The 16901-nt window shown below is 58.2% G+C and carries 18 protein-coding genes; 1 reads left to right on the forward strand and 17 read right to left on the reverse strand.

Features of this window, described 5'->3' with window-relative positions:
• Nucleotides 1-3 precede the first annotated feature (3 nt).
• The 17 genes from fmt to QOX26_RS00780 form a co-directional block, all read right to left on the reverse strand.
• On the reverse strand, nt 4-927 hold the full coding sequence (fmt, locus tag QOX26_RS00700) for a methionyl-tRNA formyltransferase (protein ID WP_283672966.1): 924 nt from the start codon (nt 925-927) through the stop codon (nt 4-6).
• Nucleotides 924-1424, reverse strand: a complete 501-nt coding sequence (gene def, locus QOX26_RS00705) for a peptide deformylase (protein ID WP_283672967.1) — start codon at nt 1422-1424, stop codon at nt 924-926. Before def ends, fmt begins: the two co-directional genes overlap by 4 nt.
• A gap of 50 nt (nt 1425-1474) precedes the next feature.
• On the reverse strand, nt 1475-3931 hold the full coding sequence (gene priA, locus QOX26_RS00710) for a replication restart helicase PriA (protein WP_283672968.1): 2457 nt from the start codon (nt 3929-3931) through the stop codon (nt 1475-1477).
• A gap of 25 nt (nt 3932-3956) precedes the next feature.
• Entirely contained in the window at nt 3957-5162 is a 1206-nt protein-coding gene (coaBC, locus tag QOX26_RS00715) for a bifunctional phosphopantothenoylcysteine decarboxylase/phosphopantothenate--cysteine ligase CoaBC (RefSeq protein ID WP_283672969.1), read from the reverse strand.
• Between the two features lie 3 nt (nt 5163-5165).
• Nucleotides 5166-5528 carry a DNA-directed RNA polymerase subunit omega gene (gene rpoZ, locus QOX26_RS00720; protein WP_283672970.1) on the reverse strand — a complete coding sequence of 121 codons (363 nt, stop codon included), beginning with the start codon at nt 5526-5528 and terminating at the stop codon, nt 5166-5168.
• A gap of 47 nt (nt 5529-5575) precedes the next feature.
• Nucleotides 5576-6136, reverse strand: coding sequence for a guanylate kinase (gmk, locus tag QOX26_RS00725; RefSeq protein WP_283672971.1), 561 nt, complete (start codon nt 6134-6136; stop codon nt 5576-5578).
• Nucleotides 6129-6392, reverse strand: coding sequence for an extracellular matrix/biofilm regulator RemA (gene remA / locus QOX26_RS00730; protein WP_283672972.1), 264 nt, complete (start codon nt 6390-6392; stop codon nt 6129-6131). Before remA ends, gmk begins: the two co-directional genes overlap by 8 nt.
• A 30-nt stretch (nt 6393-6422) precedes the next feature.
• The gene (locus QOX26_RS00735; protein WP_283672973.1) at nt 6423-7298 is read right to left on the reverse strand and encodes a YicC/YloC family endoribonuclease; all 876 of its coding nucleotides are present in this window, start codon (nt 7296-7298) and stop codon (nt 6423-6425) included.
• A gap of 16 nt (nt 7299-7314) precedes the next feature.
• Nucleotides 7315-7851, reverse strand: a complete 537-nt coding sequence (locus tag QOX26_RS00740; RefSeq protein ID WP_283672974.1) for a hypothetical protein — start codon at nt 7849-7851, stop codon at nt 7315-7317.
• Nucleotides 7852-8466, reverse strand: a complete 615-nt coding sequence (locus tag QOX26_RS00745) for a J domain-containing protein (RefSeq protein ID WP_283672975.1) — start codon at nt 8464-8466, stop codon at nt 7852-7854.
• Nucleotides 8453-9337 (reverse strand): DUF5685 family protein, encoded by an 885-nt coding sequence (locus QOX26_RS00750; RefSeq protein WP_283672976.1) that lies wholly within the window; start codon nt 9335-9337, stop codon nt 8453-8455. The genes QOX26_RS00745 and QOX26_RS00750 overlap by 14 nt, the downstream gene beginning before the upstream one ends.
• A 140-nt stretch (nt 9338-9477) precedes the next feature.
• Nucleotides 9478-9891 carry a SoxR reducing system RseC family protein gene (locus tag QOX26_RS00755; protein ID WP_283672977.1) on the reverse strand — a complete coding sequence of 138 codons (414 nt, stop codon included), beginning with the start codon at nt 9889-9891 and terminating at the stop codon, nt 9478-9480.
• A gap of 15 nt (nt 9892-9906) precedes the next feature.
• A complete protein-coding gene (locus tag QOX26_RS00760; RefSeq protein WP_283672978.1) occupies nt 9907-11496 on the reverse strand; it encodes an NAD(P)/FAD-dependent oxidoreductase in 1590 nt (529 codons plus the stop codon).
• A complete protein-coding gene (locus QOX26_RS00765) occupies nt 11493-12800 on the reverse strand; it encodes a CdaR family protein (RefSeq protein ID WP_283672979.1) in 1308 nt (435 codons plus the stop codon). Before QOX26_RS00765 ends, QOX26_RS00760 begins: the two co-directional genes overlap by 4 nt.
• An 8-nt stretch (nt 12801-12808) precedes the next feature.
• Nucleotides 12809-13699 carry a diadenylate cyclase CdaA gene (gene cdaA, locus QOX26_RS00770; RefSeq protein ID WP_283672980.1) on the reverse strand — a complete coding sequence of 297 codons (891 nt, stop codon included), beginning with the start codon at nt 13697-13699 and terminating at the stop codon, nt 12809-12811.
• A gap of 96 nt (nt 13700-13795) precedes the next feature.
• Complete coding sequence (locus QOX26_RS00775) at nt 13796-14923, reverse strand: aminotransferase class V-fold PLP-dependent enzyme (RefSeq protein WP_283672981.1); 1128 nt, start codon at nt 14921-14923, stop codon at nt 13796-13798.
• Entirely contained in the window at nt 14920-15153 is a 234-nt protein-coding gene (locus QOX26_RS00780; protein ID WP_283672982.1) for a DUF3343 domain-containing protein, read from the reverse strand. Before QOX26_RS00780 ends, QOX26_RS00775 begins: the two co-directional genes overlap by 4 nt.
• Before the next feature lie 64 nt (nt 15154-15217).
• On the opposite strand from QOX26_RS00780, the gene QOX26_RS00785 reads away from it, so the two are divergent.
• Entirely contained in the window at nt 15218-16468 is a 1251-nt protein-coding gene (locus QOX26_RS00785; protein WP_283672983.1) for an ATP-binding protein, read from the forward strand.
• The last annotated feature ends 433 nt before the right edge of the window (nt 16469-16901 follow it).

Below are 16901 nucleotides of genomic sequence, written 5' to 3' on the forward strand. Positions count from 1 at the left end.
CTTTTATTCTCCGAGAACCGTTCCGGCTGCGACCGCGTGACCGCGCAGGAAGGCCGCACTATCCATCCGCTTGCCGCCGACCAGCTGAATATCGTCCAGACGGAGCGCACCCTCGCCGCAGGCAACAACCAGCCCGGACTTGGGATCGCTCTTCAGCACCTCGCCCGGTGTGCCGCGCCCCTCGCACGGGGTAGCGGAGTAGAGCTTGATGCGCTCGCCCGTGAGCATGCTCAGCGCCACCGGCCAGGGGTTCAGGCCTCGAATCAGGCAGTCAATCTCCCGCGCGGTTTTTGACCAATCGACCACGGCAAGCTCCTTATTGAGCATGCTCGCGTAACAGCTTTGGCTGTCGTCCTGCGGCTGCGGGGTAATGGTATCGAGTTTGACGATGGTATCGGTCAGAAGTTCCGCACCCGCCGCCGCCAGACGGTCGAACAGCTCGCCTGCCGTCTCCCGCGCGCCGATTTCGGTTTCAAACTTCAGCAGCATATCGCCCGTATCCAGTCCCTCGGTCATCTGCATCGTCGTCACGCCGGCTGTTTTGTCGCCTGCAATGACCGCCCATTGGATGGGCGCCGCCCCGCGCCAGCGCGGCAGGAGCGAGCCGTGCACGTTGATGCAACCGCGCGGCGGAATTTCAAGCACCGCCTTCGGCAGCAGCTTTCCATAGGCCACAACGACGATTAGTTCCGGGGCGAGCGTGCGAAGCTGCGCCTGCTCGTCCTCGTTTTTCAGTGTATTCGGCTGAAATACCGGAATGCCCTGCGCAAGCGCCAACGCCTTGACGGGTGGCGCGGTCAGCACCTGCTTGCGTCCCTGCGGCTTGTCGGGCTGGGTGTAAACCGCGCAGACCTCGTGCCCTGCGTCAATCAGCGCCTGCAGGCTCGGCACGGCAAAATCCGGCGTGCCCATGAAAACGATTCTCATTCGCCGTCCGCCTCGTCTTCTGCCTGCAAGGCATCCATGTCGACATATTCCTCCACCTTTTCGGTGAACAGGTGGCCGTCGAGATGCTCGGTCTCATGGCAGAAGCACTGTGCTACCATGCCCTCGCCCTCGCGCTCAAACCAGTTGCCGTCGCGATCCTGCGCGCGAATCTTTGCCCATGTTGGGCGCGTGACATAGCCGTAAACGCCGGGAACGGACAGGCAGCCTTCGATGACCCGCTCTTCATCGCGCTTTTCGATGACTTCAGGATTGACAAGCTCAATCAGCTCTTCCGGCTCGGTATTGACGTCGAGCAGTACAACCACGCGGCGCAGCACACCGACCTGCGGCGCGGCCAGGCCAACACCGCCCGAATTTTCGAGTGTCTCGCGCATGTCGTCAATCAGCTGGTGCAGGCGATCGTCAAACTTTTCTACCTTGCGGCTGCGCTTGAGCAGCTGCTCATCACCCTGCGTTAAAATCTTGCGAAGTGCCATAATCGTGTTCTCCTTTTATCTAAAAAATGCAGTGTTTTCCGGATGTATTCCTATAAATCGGGGTTGCAGTCAGCAAAAAGTGTCACGCCGCGGTTCTTGCTGTCGGTCATGAACTCGCGAATCACGCCCGCAATCAGCTGTCTGCGCCGTGCGTTCTCCACGCCGCGCAGAGTCAAATGATAGCGATACCGCCCCATCACGCGCACGACCTGCGCCGCCGCCGGTCCCAACACCGGCGCCTTCACGTCGGCATACTGACCCGCCATCAGGCTTTGCAGCCTTGTTTTGAGCGCGAGCAGTGAGGACAGCACCTGCTGCTCAACCTCGCCCACCGCGGTCAGCACGAGCAAATCGGCCACCGGCGGACAACATAGCGCCTGCCGTGTTTCCAGTTCGGTTTCAAAGAATTTTTCATAATCCTGCCGCGCCGCAGTCAAAATCACCGAATGAGTCGGGCTGTATGTCTGGATAATCGCACGGCCTTCGTCAAACCGCCGCCCCGCGCGGCCGACTACCTGTGTGATGAGCGAAAAGGTGCGCTCCCGCGCACGGTAATCCTGCGCATATAGGCTTTGATCCGCGTCCAGCACGCCGACCAGCGTGACGTTTTCAAAATCCAGCCCCTTGGTTACCATCTGTGTGCCGAGCAGGATGTCTGCCCCGCCCCGCCCAAACTGGCTGAGCAGCTTTTCATGGGCGTTTTTGGTGTTCATCGTGTCTGCATCCATACGCAGCACGCGGGCGTGCGGGAACTTCTCATGCAGTTCCTCCTCCACCTTCTGCGTGCCCGGTGTTTCGGTGAACAGCTCGCTGCCGCCGCACTGGGGACACGCGCCCGTCACCTTGACCGAAGCGCCGCAATAGTGGCACATCGCGCGACCGGACGCCGAATGGTAGGTCATTGTCGTCGAGCAGGAGGGGCACTCTGGCACCCACCCGCAGATTGCGCAGCCGATGACCCGGCTGTTGCCGCGGCGGTTGAGAAAGAGGATGGTCTGCTTGTGCGCTTCTAAGGTCCGCTCAATCTCCTCGGCGAGCTGCGAGCCAATCATGCCGGAATAGCCTTCTCGAGTCAGACCGCGCATGTCCGAAATCACAACCTCGGGCAGTGACGCGCCCATGAAACGCTCGGTCAGACGAAAAACAGGATATTTGCCCTGCTGCGCACCGTAATAGGTTTCCACCGATGGAGTTGCCGAACCCAGAACGAGCAGTGCTCCGTGTTGAGCAACGCGGTATTTCGCTATGTCCCGCGCGTGATAGCGCGGAGACTGCTCAGATTTATATGCGCCATCCTGCTCCTCGTCCACGATGAGCACACCGAGATTCTGAACCGGCGCGAAAACAGCCGACCGCGTGCCGATCACGACACGGGCGCGACCTGATTTAATCTTTTTAAAGCTGTCATACCGCTCGCCCACCGAAAGTGCTGAGTGTAAGACCGCAACCTCATCCCCAAACAGGCCGACGAACTGGCGCAGCACCTGCGGGGTCAGACCTATTTCCGGCACGAGCACAATCGCGCTTTTGCCGTCTGCCAATGCCTTCTCAATGAGCTTCAGGTACACCTGCGTCTTTCCGCTGCCGGTCACGCCGAATAACAGGGCGGCGCGGGGCGCGTTTTCGTCCATCAGCGGGGCAATCCCGTCGAACACCTCCTGCTGCGCATTGGACAGCACAGACGACGCGGCACGCGGAATTTCCGAAAAGTCAGGTGCACGCAGCCGTTCCTCATACCGCACGCACAGAAATCCCTTTTTTATCATATCTCGCACGGTCGCGTCCGACGCGCCGGTCATATAGCAAAGTTCCTTCTGGCTCATCTGCCCGCCGTCGCCCAAAACGGATATAATATCTGCCCGCACCGCACTTCGACCCGCGGCAACCCGCGCCATCGCCTGCTCGTATTCCATGTCAAGAGCAAGCATTTTTTCGGTCGCATCATTAGATTTGCGCGTGGTGTTGCTGTGATACGACAATACTCCCTCGGCGGTCAGTTCATCGAGCACGCGGGTCATGCTTTTGCCGCCGCTTCTGGCACGGATGTCCTCAAGCGCAAGCGTCTGTCCGGGTTCGGAAAAGAGCCGCAGCACCTCGCCGTGCACGCCCTCTCGGGCATGCAGCGCGGCAAGGTCGGCCGTTTGACTGAGCGTATAGGTTTCCCGCCGTTTAAACCACAAACCGGCGGGCAGCATGATGCGCACGCAGTCGAAGAACGTGCAGTACAGCCGCTCCCGCATCCATGCAGCAAGCTTTAGCTGCTCGCCCGTCAGAATCGGTTCATCATCGAGCACCTCAACGACAGGCTTTAGCTTTCGGTCGGGTGCGCCGTCCTTAAACGCCAGCACCACGCCTTCCGCCCGTTTATTGCCAAAGCCGAACGGCACGAGGACGCGGCTTCCGATTTTGGCCTGTCCCCGCAGCTCGTCCGGCACACGGTAAGAATATAATTTGTCGATTGCATAGGTCGCCGCGTCCACGGCGACCGCACATATGGTATCCGCCACAGAACCCCTCCCTATACGGATTTGGTTATTGTACGCTTTCGCGCAGCACGAGCAGACGGTCAAGGATGCAGTCTGCCAGCTCCTCTTTCTGCATCAGCGGCACGGTTTCCTGCCGGCCGTCGGCAAACAGCAGGGTCGCGGCGTTGGTGTCATGCTGAAAGCCCGCCCCCGCTTCGCGCAGGGAGTTGGCAACCAGCATATCGCAGTTTTTGCGCCGCAGCTTATCGGCGGCGTTTTGCAGCAGATTCTGTGTCTCCATCGCAAAGCCGCACAGCAGCTGCCCCGGACGCTTTTTCCGTCCCAGCTCGGCCAGAATATCGGGGTTTCGCGTCAGCGCGATATTCATCTCGTCGTTGCTCTTTTTAAGTTTGTCCTGCGCTTCGGTTTCCGGACGATAATCCCCCACGGCAGCCGCCTTGATAATTATATCCTGACGATCCGCACGAGATACGACCGCGTCAAACATCTCACGCGCCGAGGTGATATCGACCCGCGTGACCCCCGCCGGAGTGGCGAGCGCGGTCGGACCGGAAACCAACGTCACCTTCGCGCCGCGAAGCGCGGCACGGGCAGCGATCGCATAGCCCATCTTGCCGGAGGAGTGGTTGCTCAGAAACCGAACCGGATCGAGCGCTTCCTGCGTCGGCCCTGCGGTGACCAGCAGGCTCAAATCCGCCAAATCCTGCACTGTGAGCGCCTGCTCGATTGCATGCAGGATTTCGTTGGTGTCGGCCAGCTTGCCGCGGCCGGTGTCGCCGCAGGCGAGGCGACCGCAGGCAGGCTCTACCATGTGAACGCCGCGCCCGCGCAATGTCTCCAGATTCTGGCCGGTGACCGGGTTATCGTACATACCCGTATTCATCGCGGGCGCGATAACCACGGGCGCACGGGTTGCAAGCAAAGTGGTAGACACCATATCATCCGCAATGCCGTGCGCGGCTTTTGCAATGATATTTGCGGTCGCAGGTGCGATGACGAACACATCAGCCGCTTTGGCCAGCGAAACATGCTCCACTTCCCACGAAAAATTGCGGTCAAACGTGTCCACAACCGCACGGTATCCCGAAAGCACCTCAAAGGTCATGGGCGTGATGAACTGCGTGGCCGATTCGGTCATCAACACGCGCACCTGTGCGCCTGCCCCCCGCAGCTTCGAGGTTAAATCAGCGGCTTTATAGGCCGCGATGCCGCCCGTCACGCAAAGGACAATGGTTTTTCCGCCGAGATTCATGACTTATTGGTCCTCGTCCGACATATCGCCGTCATCGAGTTCGTCGGCATATTCGTCCTCGACGCGCTCTTCCTCGTCCTCAAACGCTTCTTCCTCTTCATCCAAGTCAAGTGAATCCACGTCGACCATAGCAACGGCAATCGGATGATTTTGCGGCAGCACCGGCTCAACGCGCGGGCCGGGACGGTACACGATAGATCCGTCAGCAATTTCGTCGAGCGCCAGCTTGACGGCTTTATCCGTAAGCGGATCGCCGTTTTCCTCAGCCTGATCGGCCAAATCGCGGGCACGCTGTGCGGCCAGATTGACCAACAGATAGCGGTTTCCTACTCGTTTCATCAGTTCCTGCATAGACGGTTTCAGCATAATAATTTCTCCTTATATCTCCATGAAATGTGTCTGCTAAGTAAAATTCAGGCGCGGCGTGCATCAATAATCGCACGAAGCTCGCGCGCGGCACGCTCAATTTCATCGTTTACGACGACAAAATCAAAGCGGTCAATGCTTTTCAGCTCCTGCTGCGCGATCGACAGGCGCTTCTGCACCTTTTCTTCGTCCTCCGTGCCGCGTCCGCGCAGACGCGCGGCCAGCTCCTCAAACGACGGCGGTGCGATGAATACCATCACGGCATCCGGTCGCTTGGTTTTGACCTGCATCGCGCCCTGTACCTCAATTTCGAGAATGACATCCTTGCCGTCCTCAAGCATGCGGTCGACCGGCGCGGCCAGCGTACCATAGTAATTATCCACGTATCCGGCATATTCCAAAAAAGCATTTTCCGAAATTTTATTCTCAAAATCAGCCTTTTTCAGAAAATAGTAATGCACGCCGTCAATCTCGCCCGGACGCGGCGCGCGCGTGGTGGCCGAAATGGAGAGAAACAGTCGGTCGTCTCCCTTACGGATTTCGGACAGCAGTGTGCCCTTGCCCGCGCCCGACGGCCCGGTAAATACATACAGCGTTCCCTTACGCATCCTCGGCTCCCCCTTCTTCTGCGCCGCCCTCAAAGCGGGCGGCTACGGTTTCCGGCTGCAGCGCACTGAGCACGACGTGATCGCTGTCCGTAATCAGCACGGCGCGGGTACGGCGGCCGTAAGTGCCGTCAATCAGCACACCGCGGTCGCGCGCTTCCTGCACGATACGCTTAATCGGCGCGGACTCCGGACTGACGATTGCAATCAGCCTTCCGGCTGCAACCATATTGCCAAAACCGATATTAATCAGCTTCACAGCAAATCTTCCCCCTTCGCGGTAAAGCGTTTATTCGATGTTCTGAATCTGCTCGCGGATTTTCTCGATTTCGCTCTTGATGTCCACCACAGTGCGCGCCATTTCCACATCGTTCGCCTTAGAGCCGATGGTGTTGGCCTCGCGGTTCATCTCCTGCACGAGAAAATCAATTTTGCGGCCGATTGCCTGTTTTTCTGCCAACATAAGCTCGAGCTGATGCAAATGGCTGCGCAGACGAACGGTTTCCTCATCCACCGCGGTCTTATCCGCAAAAATAGCGGCTTCGGTCAGGATGCGCTGCTCATCGATTGAGGTATCGGCCAGTACTTCATGCATACGGGCAAGCAGCTTTTCGCGGTGCTCGCGCACGCGCTCGGGCGAGCGCTTTTCCACCTCAGCCACCATGCCTTCGATTGCCTCGCATCGGCTGCGCACGTCGGCGGCGAGCTTTTCGCCCTCTCTCACGCGCATTTCATCAAAGCTGTCTACTGCTTTTTGAAACACGGCCAGTACGTCGCGTGTGACCTCGTCTGCGTCCTGCTCAACACGGTCGGAACCGAGTACATCGGGCAGTCTGGCAAGGCTCATCGTGGTCACATCATCGGCAAGGCCGTATCGGTCGCGCAAATCGTTCAGTGCGGCCAGATAGTGGTCTGCCAGTGCATGATTGACGGTGACCGAGATGTCGCCCGCCTCCTGCACCTCAACGGCGATATAGACTTCAACCTTACCGCGCGCAATGCGTGCGGCGGCGGCCTTTTTCACCGCTTCTTCCAAAAATCCGTACATGCGCGGCGCTTTTACCGTGCAGTCCAAATAGCGGTGATTGACCGCGCGCAGTTCAACCGTGATTGTGCGCTCGCCAATCAGTTCCTTGCATCGGCCGTAGCCAGTCATACTCTTCATCGTTTATTATTCCCCTTTATTGCATCGGCGGCAGTGTTCTGCGCAGTGTCGCGATCAGGCGCGACAGGCCGATGTCGTAAATCGCAAAAATCAGGTTGGCCGGAAGCAGCATACCGAGCCACTGCACGGCAGCACGTACCGAATCGGGCAGCGCGCCAAAATAGGGTTCTGCGCTCGGCAGAAAGACGAAATACGCGAGCATTGCGCCCACCGCAAACACCACGTTAAAATACAGAAGCTTTAGCAGCCACTCCGTCCTGCGGCGAAAGCGGTACTCCACACCGTACTTAATGATGGGGTAGAGTCCGGTAAAGCCAACATAGCACACAGCCATGCCCTTGCGTGGCACAATCAGCATCGCAAGCACGGCAGCCGCCAGATAAAGCGCGATTGCAACCTTGACCCGGCCGCCGCGCAGCAGCGGCACCGCCGAGCATACGCCTGCCGCAATGCAGGCTGCAAGACCAATCCAAGGCGTCAGCCCGCCAAGATAGAGCAGTGCGACCGCTGCCGCCGCAAGCAGTCCGCCCCGTGCAATTTCACGCGATTTCACTTAGCATCCGCCTCCGCAGCAGGCATTCATGCAGCAATTGAGGCAGGCCATCTGGACACAGCAGTCACACATGCTGGCCTGCGCCATCGGCCGATAGCCGCCGTAGCCGCCGGAAAGGTTGAGATTGTTCAGCGCCGTGCGGTATTCGGCATTGTTCGGGTCCATCTGACAGGCCTGCGTATAGGCGCGGCCGGCTTCGTCGTACCAACCCTTGCGGTAATAGACTGTACCCATCAGGTAAAACCATTCCGCGTCGCGCGTCGACACGCGCTGCAGAAGCGATTCGGCCAGACCGAGGTTTCCCTGGTTGACTGCCTGCCGCACCTGACTGTAAACCGAGGCATTCGGGCCGGAATAGGCGCCCTGCTGCGAGCCGTACGAGCCATAGCTGCCCGCACTTCCCTGCTGAGACGCACCCGCGGTCTTGCCCGAGCGCTCGTTCATAATCATATCATAAGCCTCGTTGATCTCCTTCATACGAGTCTCGGCCAGATCAGCGAGCGGATTGTTGATGTAATTATCGGGATGGTATTTGCGCGCCAACTCTCGGTAAGCGCGTTTTACGTCATCATCGCTCGTTTGCGGTGTGACGCCCAGTACTTTATAGGGATCCATGTTTGCCCCATCCTCCGTTCGTTTGGTAAGTTCCGTCGAGCACCTGACGGGTGACGAGCGGCATGCCGAGAAATATGATATTCCGAATCAGATCCGCGTCCCGCGCGGCATCGAGCAGGTCGAAGCACATGCATACATCGGCGAGCGAGCGTTCCAGCGTGCGCTCGAGCGGCTCACTGATTTCATCGATTGACGGCGTGGTCAGTCCGTAACGGCGCACCACCGGATTATAGTTGCCGTCCGCCATATCCTCGGAAACGTCGGCGCAGGCGTCGAGCAGATAAACCCAACGGCCGACGTGGTAAAACAGCTGGTAGAGCACACGCTCCCGGTCGTCTCCCGTTTGGGGAACGACCGCGGCGGTCAGCCGTGCGGAAGCATCCGCGGCGCGATCCATCGAATCGCAGTTTTCCCGCTCGAGTACCTGCAAATCGTCCAGTGCGGCGACCATTGCCAAATCGGCTTCCGGCAGTCGCTCCCGCGCCTTTTGGTAGCCGCGTTTGCCGATTGCGCACAAAAGCTTCGCTGCGAGACGTTTGAGTCCCCTGTCGTCCTGCACCGTGTCGCGTAGCTTGTGATAGCTGAGCAGCACGGATAAATCGGCGGCACGCTCGGTTGCTTCATCCGGTGCGGCGCATGCTCGCTTGAACAGCGGATGGGCATCGCATCGTTTGCGGCAGGGCGGCTCCGTCTCGGTCTGATCGCAGCCCTGCACCAGTGCATAAAAAGTCATGTCATAGCTGAGAAAAAAAGTGTAAAACCGGCCGTACCGTGCGCGAATCGCATGACACAGGCCGCAATAGACCTGCTGGAAGCGGTCAGCCTCCTTGACACGCAGCTCGGGTTTGACCGGTCGGATAAAGCCAAACATTGCAAAATCCTCTCGTCGCCGCCCGGCAAATCGCGCGGCGCATAACCGTATTCAATATATTCTACCGAATATTCTGCCATAAGACAAGAGAAATCCCGCCGTTTGGTTTGAAAATTAACAGAATGTTCAGGAGCGCCGGGTCAGATCAGGCCGGTAATGGTAAATGTAACCTTATTCTGATGCTTCATATGACGACTGTAAGCGATGGCCAGCAGAATGCCCGCCACAAACAGCACGCCGCCGATGAGCGCGGCCGTGCCTTCGCCAAGCCGCATGCTTGCGCCAAGCGCATAACCGATGAAAAACAGCACAATCGGAAGCGCATAAACCAATGCGGCAAGACCAAGCACCTGGCGGGTTTCTCCCTCGATGCTGACCTGATCGCCGGGCTGTGCCCCTGCCGTGTTGCGCGCGGTGACGGTAATCAGCTGTGTTTCCATGCCGCCGCAGCCGCCGCATTTTTTGCAATCGTGTCCGCAGGCCGAACGCCGCGTGACCTCGACCTCAGCCATATTATGCGTCAGCAGACGCTTGACCGTTGCTTGTTGGGTCATTTTTGTCTATCTCCTTTATCCTTCAAGGGGTGAAAATTCTTCCATGATGCGGTATGCCGCGCGAATGCCGTCAACCGCGGCCGACATGATGCCGCCCGCGTAACCTGCACCCTCGCCGCAGGGAATCAGTCCCGCGCTTGACAGACCGAACAAATCCTCGCCGCGTTTCATGCGCACCGGCGAGGAGGTGCGGGTCTCCGGGCCGGTAAGCAGTGCATCCGCCGCGTCAAAGCCGCGAATTTTGCGGCCAAAGTACGGCAGGCTGTCCCGCAGCATATCCTGCACGAATACAGGCAGACACGCTGCCGCTTCGCCAAACTCCACGCCAATCGGGTAGCTTGGCTGCACCGTTCCCGGCGCTTTACTCGGCAGCCCCTGCAAAAAATCGCCCACGCGCTGACAAGGTGCGCGGTACGAGCCGGACTGCGCAAAGGCAGCATGCTCAATCTGCCGCTGCAGCGCGACGCCGCCAAAGGGTGTGCCGTTTGCGAAATCCTCCGGATCAACTGAAACTGCAAGCGCGGAATTCGCATTTTTGCCGTCCCGCGCGTGATAGCTCATGCCGTTGACCACGACCGTGTCCTGCTCGCTCTGCGCCGCGACGACCACGCCGCCCGGACACATGCAGAACGAATAGCAGGCTCGTCCCCCTTCTCGGCGGGACAGATTATATTCCGCGGGCGGAAGCAGCGGATGACCGCTGAACTTGCCGTACAGGGCATGATCGAGCTCACTTTGCAGATGCTCGATGCGCACGCCGATCGAAAACGCTTTCGGTTCGAAGTATACCCCGTTTTCATGCAGGGCAAAAAAGGTGTCTCGCGCCGAATGGCCGACCGCGAGCACCGCGCGCTCACACGCAAACGCACCCGCATCCGTCCGCACCGCGCACAGTGTTCCGTTTTGCAACTGCACGCCGGAAAGTGCAGTGTCAAAATGCACCTCGCCGCCGTTTTTGACAATTTGCCTGCGCATGTCGCGCACCACGCCCTTGAGCACGTCGGTGCCGACGTGCGGCTTGGCCTTTTGCAGGATATCATGTGGTGCGCCGTGTGCCGTGAGCGTTTCCAAAACGATTTCACACAGTGGGTCGCCGATGCGAGTGGTCAGCTTGCCGTCGGAATATGCGCCCGCGCCGCCTTCTCCGAACTGAATATTGCACGCGGTATCGAGCACGCCACCTGCCCAGAAGGCTTCCACCTTGCGGTCGCGCGTATCCAAATCGCTGCCGCGCTCTAGTACGATGGGGGCATAGCCATGCTGCGCGAGCACATAGGCCGCAAACAAGCCGGCAGGCCCCAATCCGACCACGACCGGCCGGTGTTCCATGCGCCGCGCACCGCGCGGAACAGGTGCGACGGCATTGGGTTTAAAACGCACGAAGGGCATTTGCAGAGATTCTGCAAATGCCTTTTCGTCAAACGGCGCGTCAATGCGCACCGAATACACCCTGTCAATTTTACCGCGGCGTGCATCCAGACTGGAGCGATAAACCGCGGCAGAGACCTCATCTTCGGTAAAGCCGCAAAGGCGCAGCGCCTTGTCAACCGCAGACTGCTCCGCCTCATCAAACGGCTGGCGGATATTGCTGATCATCAAGCTCATTGTGCCGCCTCGCTTCCCGCTATAACGCCTTCCGCGTCCTGTATGCCGCCGGGTTCAAAGGCCGCGCCCGATTCAATCAGCACCTGCACCTCAACCTTATCTTCAATCAGCATCACGTCTTCCGGCAGGCCGTTTGCCGTAACCAGTCCGGTTACGGTATGCGTTCCCTCGCCCAGAGCGGACGAGTCAACTGCGATTGCGACCGTGAACATCGATGCTTTGATTTGATCCAAATCCGTTCGGCTGCCGCGCAACTGGATTTCCACGTTTTCACTCATGACGCGGACGTTCAGCCGCGGTTCATCCGCCGTATCGGTCACGATGATATCGTCCTTGGCGATTTTAAGCGCCTGCGTATCCACGCCGTCAATCGTGACGGTAACGAGTGCTGTGACCGGCTGCCCGGTCTCCAGTTCCACGCCCTTGGGCAGGCGCGAGGAAATGCTCAGCGATTTTGCCGATCCCGTTTCCACACTGGCCAGATCGATGTCACCGAGATTAATCTCCGTCAAGGTGGCAAGCTGATTCTGGTCGCCATATACACGGACGCTTTCCGGCTCGATGCGCACCTGCGCCATATCGGCCTTGACCGTATCGGATTCCTTCAAGGTGACCTTGAGCGGCACCGTACCGCGCTGGTAGACGCCAAGCGTTACGCTGACCGTCTTGGTCTGGCTGCGGATATGGGTCGACTCGACCGGCTCGCCGGCCTCGTTATACAGCACAACTTCACAGTCCTGTTTGACCGCACTGGAAACACCCGCGACCTCAATCACTGCGTATGCATAAGCGACCTGATCCAGTTCACTTTCCGGGCCTTCGACAACAACCTTGGTTGTCGGCGAGGTGGGATCCTTGAGCAGATAATCCGCCGCCGCCGTACTGCCGCCCTTACCCAGACGAACCTCAACCTCCTTGGTCGCCAATCGGTCAATGCGGACATGTATCGTAGCGTTGCGCCCCGGTGACAGCACCTGTACCGTGCCGGGCGCGCTGACCACCACAGGCACGTCGTATTCACCGGGATTCGTGCAGGAGGACACGTCGGCCGTCACCGTAATGTTTTTCCGCAGTGATGCGACGATGCTTCGCTGACCGTTGACCGTGACATTGACCAGCTGATCCATGCCCTCAATCACGCTCAGCCCGAGATCCTCTTTGAGTATCAGTTCTCCCGTCAGCGTGACGGGAACATCGTTATAGGTGTAGGACTTATTGGGGTCCTCCTGATCCATGACCACGGCCCACAGCACGACAGCCAGCACCAGCGAAAGCAGGCGCAGCCAAACGTCGTGTTTTTTCATAAACTCTCTCACTTGCTGCCTCCCTTCCAGATATTGCGCAGGGCGGCAACACGGCTCTTATCGGCAGCCGGTTCGGTGAGCAATTCGTTTTCCAGTACCTTTTGCAGCATTTCAGCCGACAGATGCCGCTTGAGCATGCCGCCGATTGCGACCGAAATCGCACCTGTCTCTTCCGAGACGACGACGAGCACACTGTCCGCCGATTCACTCATGCCGACGGCGGCACGGTGGCGCGTGCCCAAATCACGCGACAGGTTCTGGCTGCCCGATAGCGGCAGCACGCAGCCTGCGGCGTAAACGCGGCCGCCGCGCGAAATCATCGCACCGTCATGCAGCGGACTGTTGTGGAAAAAGACGTTTTTAATCAGCTCTGCCGAGGGTGCGGCATCGACCAGCGTGCCGGTTTTGATGACTTCCCCCAGCTTTTCGGTGCGTTCAAACACAATCAGCGCACCGGTTTTGGTTTTGGACATGTCGGCGCAGGCAGAAACCGTCGCGCCAATCATGGCCTCGATAGAATCAGGATCGCTCGCAGTGACAAAAAAACGACTGACGCTGCCCTGACCAAGCTGCTCCAGAATACGGCGCAGCTCCGGTTGGAAGATGACCACCAGCGCAAATACGCCGTAGAAGAACGCGTTGCGCAGAATATAGCTGATTACCGTCAACTGCAGCTGCGCCGCAAGCAGTAAAATCAGCGCGAGCACCAGTACGCCCTTGACCAGACGTTCGGCGCTCGTGTCCTTCAGCAGCTTCATCACCCGGTACAGCACATAGGCGACGATCAAAATATCAATCACGTCGGTCAGCGTAGCCGTTTTAAAATAATCGAAGCTTGATATGATGTTGCTCCAGTTAAACGTCCAGTCGGACGTTAAAATATTTTGGAAATTCGTCATTTCTCTCCCTGTCCCATCTTAACGCGCAGAATGCCGCAGCGGCACGTGTTCATATGAAATAATATTACCACAATGTGCCCATTCTGTATAGCGTATTCACAGATTTTTCACATATTCTTTGAGCATTTCGCTGCATCGCTCCACCTGCCGGCTCGTGTTGTAAAATGAGAAGGAAAACCGGACGGTGCCCGTATCCTCCGTGCCCGCTGTGCGATGCGCAAGCGGTGCGCAGTGCAGACCGGCCCGCACCGCCACATCGCGCTCTGCAAGGAACTCGGCCGTGGTTTCGCTGGGCACGCCGTCAACGCGGACCGACAGCACGCCCGCCTGATTTTTTCCGGTGAAGCACTCGATATGCGGCAGCGGCTCCAGGGCACGCACGAATTCCGTCAACAGGCTCTGCTCGTGCCGCAGCATCTGGGTCGGATCAATCGCACGGACAAACTGCAGTCCCGCCGCAAGACCTGCGATGCCGGGTACGTTGGGCGTGCCGCTCTCCTGCGCATCGGGCAGGAAATCCGGCTGCGTCAGCTCCTCCGACAGGCTGCCTGTGCCGCCCGCAAGCAGCGGATGCTCTGCGATTCGGTCATCAAGTGCGAGCAGCATGCCGGTTCCCTGAGGCCCGTACAGCGCCTTGTGTCCGGGCATGCACACCGCCGCGCAGCAGGGGTACCGCCGCACATCAATCGGAATGACACCCGCCGACTGCGAAGCATCGAGAATCAGCGGCACACCCCGCTCGGTCAGCAGCGCTGCCAGCTCATCGAGCGGCGCAATAAATCCAAATACATTGGATACATGGTTTATGATAAACAGCTCGGCACCCGCGTCAAGCGCCTGCTTTGCCTTTTCGACCATCGCTTTGCCGTTCCAGAGCGGACTGTCCAACACGATCGGGTCGATGCCGCGAAGCTTGAGCGGCCGCATCACCGCATTGTGTTCATATCCGCTGACTGCAACGCGTGTTCCGGGCGGAACCAGCGCGTGAATTGCAAGATTGAGTGCATGCGTGGCATTCATTGTGAATACAACGCGCGCCGGATCGTCCAATCCGAAAAAATCGGCCGCCAATTCACGACAGGCATATACGGTTTCTCCCGCCCGCACCGCCGCCGCGTGGCCGCCGCGTGCATAACCCGCCGCCTGCCGCATCGCGCGCGTGACCGCCTCGAACACAGCACGCGGCTTGACCAGCGTGGTCGCCGCATTGTCCAGATAAATCATACACTTCCTCCATCCTCGGCGACACGGCACGGACTGATTCCCAGCTTACGCAGGTACCGCACCGCGTCCTCCGCCTGGTCGGACGGCACACGCACCGCAAACGAGCAGGACTCGGTACGTTCCTTTCGCGGCGGGCGTGTTACCTCTGCAGTAATTCCCATTCCCAACAAATGGCGCCGCAGTCCCATTGCTTCGGTCTGGCTGCGGCATATCAATAAAGCATTGCGCATTACTTGTCTCCTCCTATTTCCATGTGTAGTTCATGTTATGTTGAAAAGAGGTATCAAGTGTGTTATGCTGAAACGGAACAAAAAACGACAACTGGAGCTGATACAAATGGAGCTTTCCGCCCTTTCTTTGCGCTTGCACGCGCTTTCCGTACTGCGCGGACTGAAAAACAATCCGCTCATCAAGGCCTATGGCAGCACAATTGACGCCCTGCGCAGCGATGCGCATACGTTTGCCGACTGCTACGGCGCACTGTGCGAACAGGTGTTTTCCTGCGCCGACACACACGATGCGCTGCTGCGCGCGGTGCACTTCGACGTAAACACCCTGACCGATTCCATTCACGCGCCCTCCGCCGTCGTACTCAGCGCAGCGACACGCGATTTGGAAACGCTTGGTGCCCTGCTTACCTTGGACGGTGCGACGCTCAAAAACGAGGCGCGTGTGCGTTTTTCGGCCGATGCACTCGCTTCACTTGCTGATTTTCCTGCCGCTGCCCCGCTTCCGTTCCAAAACGGCGGCGAGCTGGCCAGCTACTACCGCGCACAAGGCTACGGTTTCTTCGCCCAGTCTTCCGCTTTTGCGGTGGAGGACGACGGAACGATTACGCCTATCGTTCATCCGGATACCATCCGCCTGTCCGAGCTGCCGGGCTATACCCATCAGAAAAATCAGATTCTGAAAAATACCCGCGCCTTTCTCGACGGGCGGGATGCGAATAATATTTTACTCTACGGTGATAAGGGTACGGGAAAATCCTCAACGGTGAAGGCCGTTGTCAACGAATACGCGGGCCGCGGACTGAAGATTATTGAAATGTCCCCACGACACATCACGCTCTTCCCGCGTATCTTTGCCGAAACACTGCGCTCCCCCTTCCGCTTTATCGTATTCCTGGACGACTTGTCCTTTAACCGCGAGGATGATAATTTTGCTGCGCTCAAGGCGTTCATTGAAGGCGGCCTTGCCGGCAAACCCGAAAATCTCGTGCTTTATGCAACCTCCAACCGCCGCCATCTCGTCCGCGAGAGCTTTGCAGACCGTCAGGGCGACGAGGTCAGCATTCGGGACGCACTCGAAACCTCAACCTCGCTTTCCGACCGGTTTGGTCTGGAAATCACCTTTTCTGTGCCTGACCGCGACGAGTATCTCTACATCGTTGACCGCCTGGCCGAGGAAAACGCGCTGACTTTGCCCGCAGAGCAGCTGCATCTGCTTGCCGAACGCTTTGCGCTGCGCCGGAACGGCCGCTCGCCGCGCACCGCGCGCCAGTTTATCAGCCAACAGCTGGCAGAACGCTACGACAATCAAGCCTGACAGAAAACAAAAAGGACACATACACAATTGTGTATGCGTCCTTTTCTTTTTTCTGATGTATATCCTTTTTTCATGACGTTTTGAATTTCGACAGCATTCGTCAAAATATTTAAAATGCTTCTATGACACCAAAACCGTCTCAAAGTTGCGTAAAAACCGCTCGCGCAATTCATCATGGCATTTTATTGACATCTTAATGCAACCATTAACTGCTACATTCCTCTTGCAAAGGTACGCTTCATCCGTTATAATTATTTCCAGAGAAGCATAAATGCGGCAGGCGCGGAGTGCGGGAACACCCCACGCCCTGCATATGAGACAGCACCTCATACGCAGCGGTTCAAAACCACACCGATAAACTCAGTATAGCAGATTTGAAACCTTTCTACAAGCGCTCTATTTGCCTGCTATCGCGTGGTTCGCTGTATGCATG

The sequence above is a fragment of the Butyricicoccus sp. Marseille-Q5471 genome, from assembly GCF_951230135.1.
GTDB lineage: Bacteria > Bacillota > Clostridia > Oscillospirales > Butyricicoccaceae > Agathobaculum.

Bases quoted from the DNA above. Each gene is read 5' to 3' on its own strand.
- fmt (WP_283672966.1), bottom strand. From the start codon at position 927: ATGAGAATCGTTTTCATGGGCACGCCGGATTTTGCCGTGCCGAGCCTG.
- def (WP_283672967.1), bottom strand. From the start codon at position 1,424: ATGGCACTTCGCAAGATTTTAACGCAGGGTGATGAGCAGCTGCTCAAG.
- coaBC (WP_283672969.1), bottom strand. From the start codon at position 5,162: ATGAATCTCGGCGGAAAAACCATTGTCCTTTGCGTGACGGGCGGCATC.
- rpoZ (WP_283672970.1), bottom strand. From the start codon at position 5,528: ATGCTGAAACCGTCTATGCAGGAACTGATGAAACGAGTAGGAAACCGC.
- gmk (WP_283672971.1), bottom strand. From the start codon at position 6,136: ATGCGTAAGGGAACGCTGTATGTATTTACCGGGCCGTCGGGCGCGGGC.
- QOX26_RS00735 (WP_283672973.1), bottom strand. From the start codon at position 7,298: ATGAAGAGTATGACTGGCTACGGCCGATGCAAGGAACTGATTGGCGAG.
- QOX26_RS00745 (WP_283672975.1), bottom strand. From the start codon at position 8,466: ATGGATCCCTATAAAGTACTGGGCGTCACACCGCAAACGAGCGATGAT.
- QOX26_RS00750 (WP_283672976.1), bottom strand. From the start codon at position 9,337: ATGTTTGGCTTTATCCGACCGGTCAAACCCGAGCTGCGTGTCAAGGAG.
- QOX26_RS00755 (WP_283672977.1), bottom strand. From the start codon at position 9,891: ATGACCCAACAAGCAACGGTCAAGCGTCTGCTGACGCATAATATGGCT.
- QOX26_RS00760 (WP_283672978.1), bottom strand. From the start codon at position 11,496: ATGAGCTTGATGATCAGCAATATCCGCCAGCCGTTTGATGAGGCGGAG.
- QOX26_RS00765 (WP_283672979.1), bottom strand. From the start codon at position 12,800: ATGAAAAAACACGACGTTTGGCTGCGCCTGCTTTCGCTGGTGCTGGCT.
- cdaA (WP_283672980.1), bottom strand. From the start codon at position 13,699: ATGACGAATTTCCAAAATATTTTAACGTCCGACTGGACGTTTAACTGG.
- QOX26_RS00775 (WP_283672981.1), bottom strand. From the start codon at position 14,923: ATGATTTATCTGGACAATGCGGCGACCACGCTGGTCAAGCCGCGTGCT.
- QOX26_RS00780 (WP_283672982.1), bottom strand. From the start codon at position 15,153: ATGCGCAATGCTTTATTGATATGCCGCAGCCAGACCGAAGCAATGGGA.
- QOX26_RS00785 (WP_283672983.1), top strand. From the start codon at position 15,218: ATGCTGAAACGGAACAAAAAACGACAACTGGAGCTGATACAAATGGAG.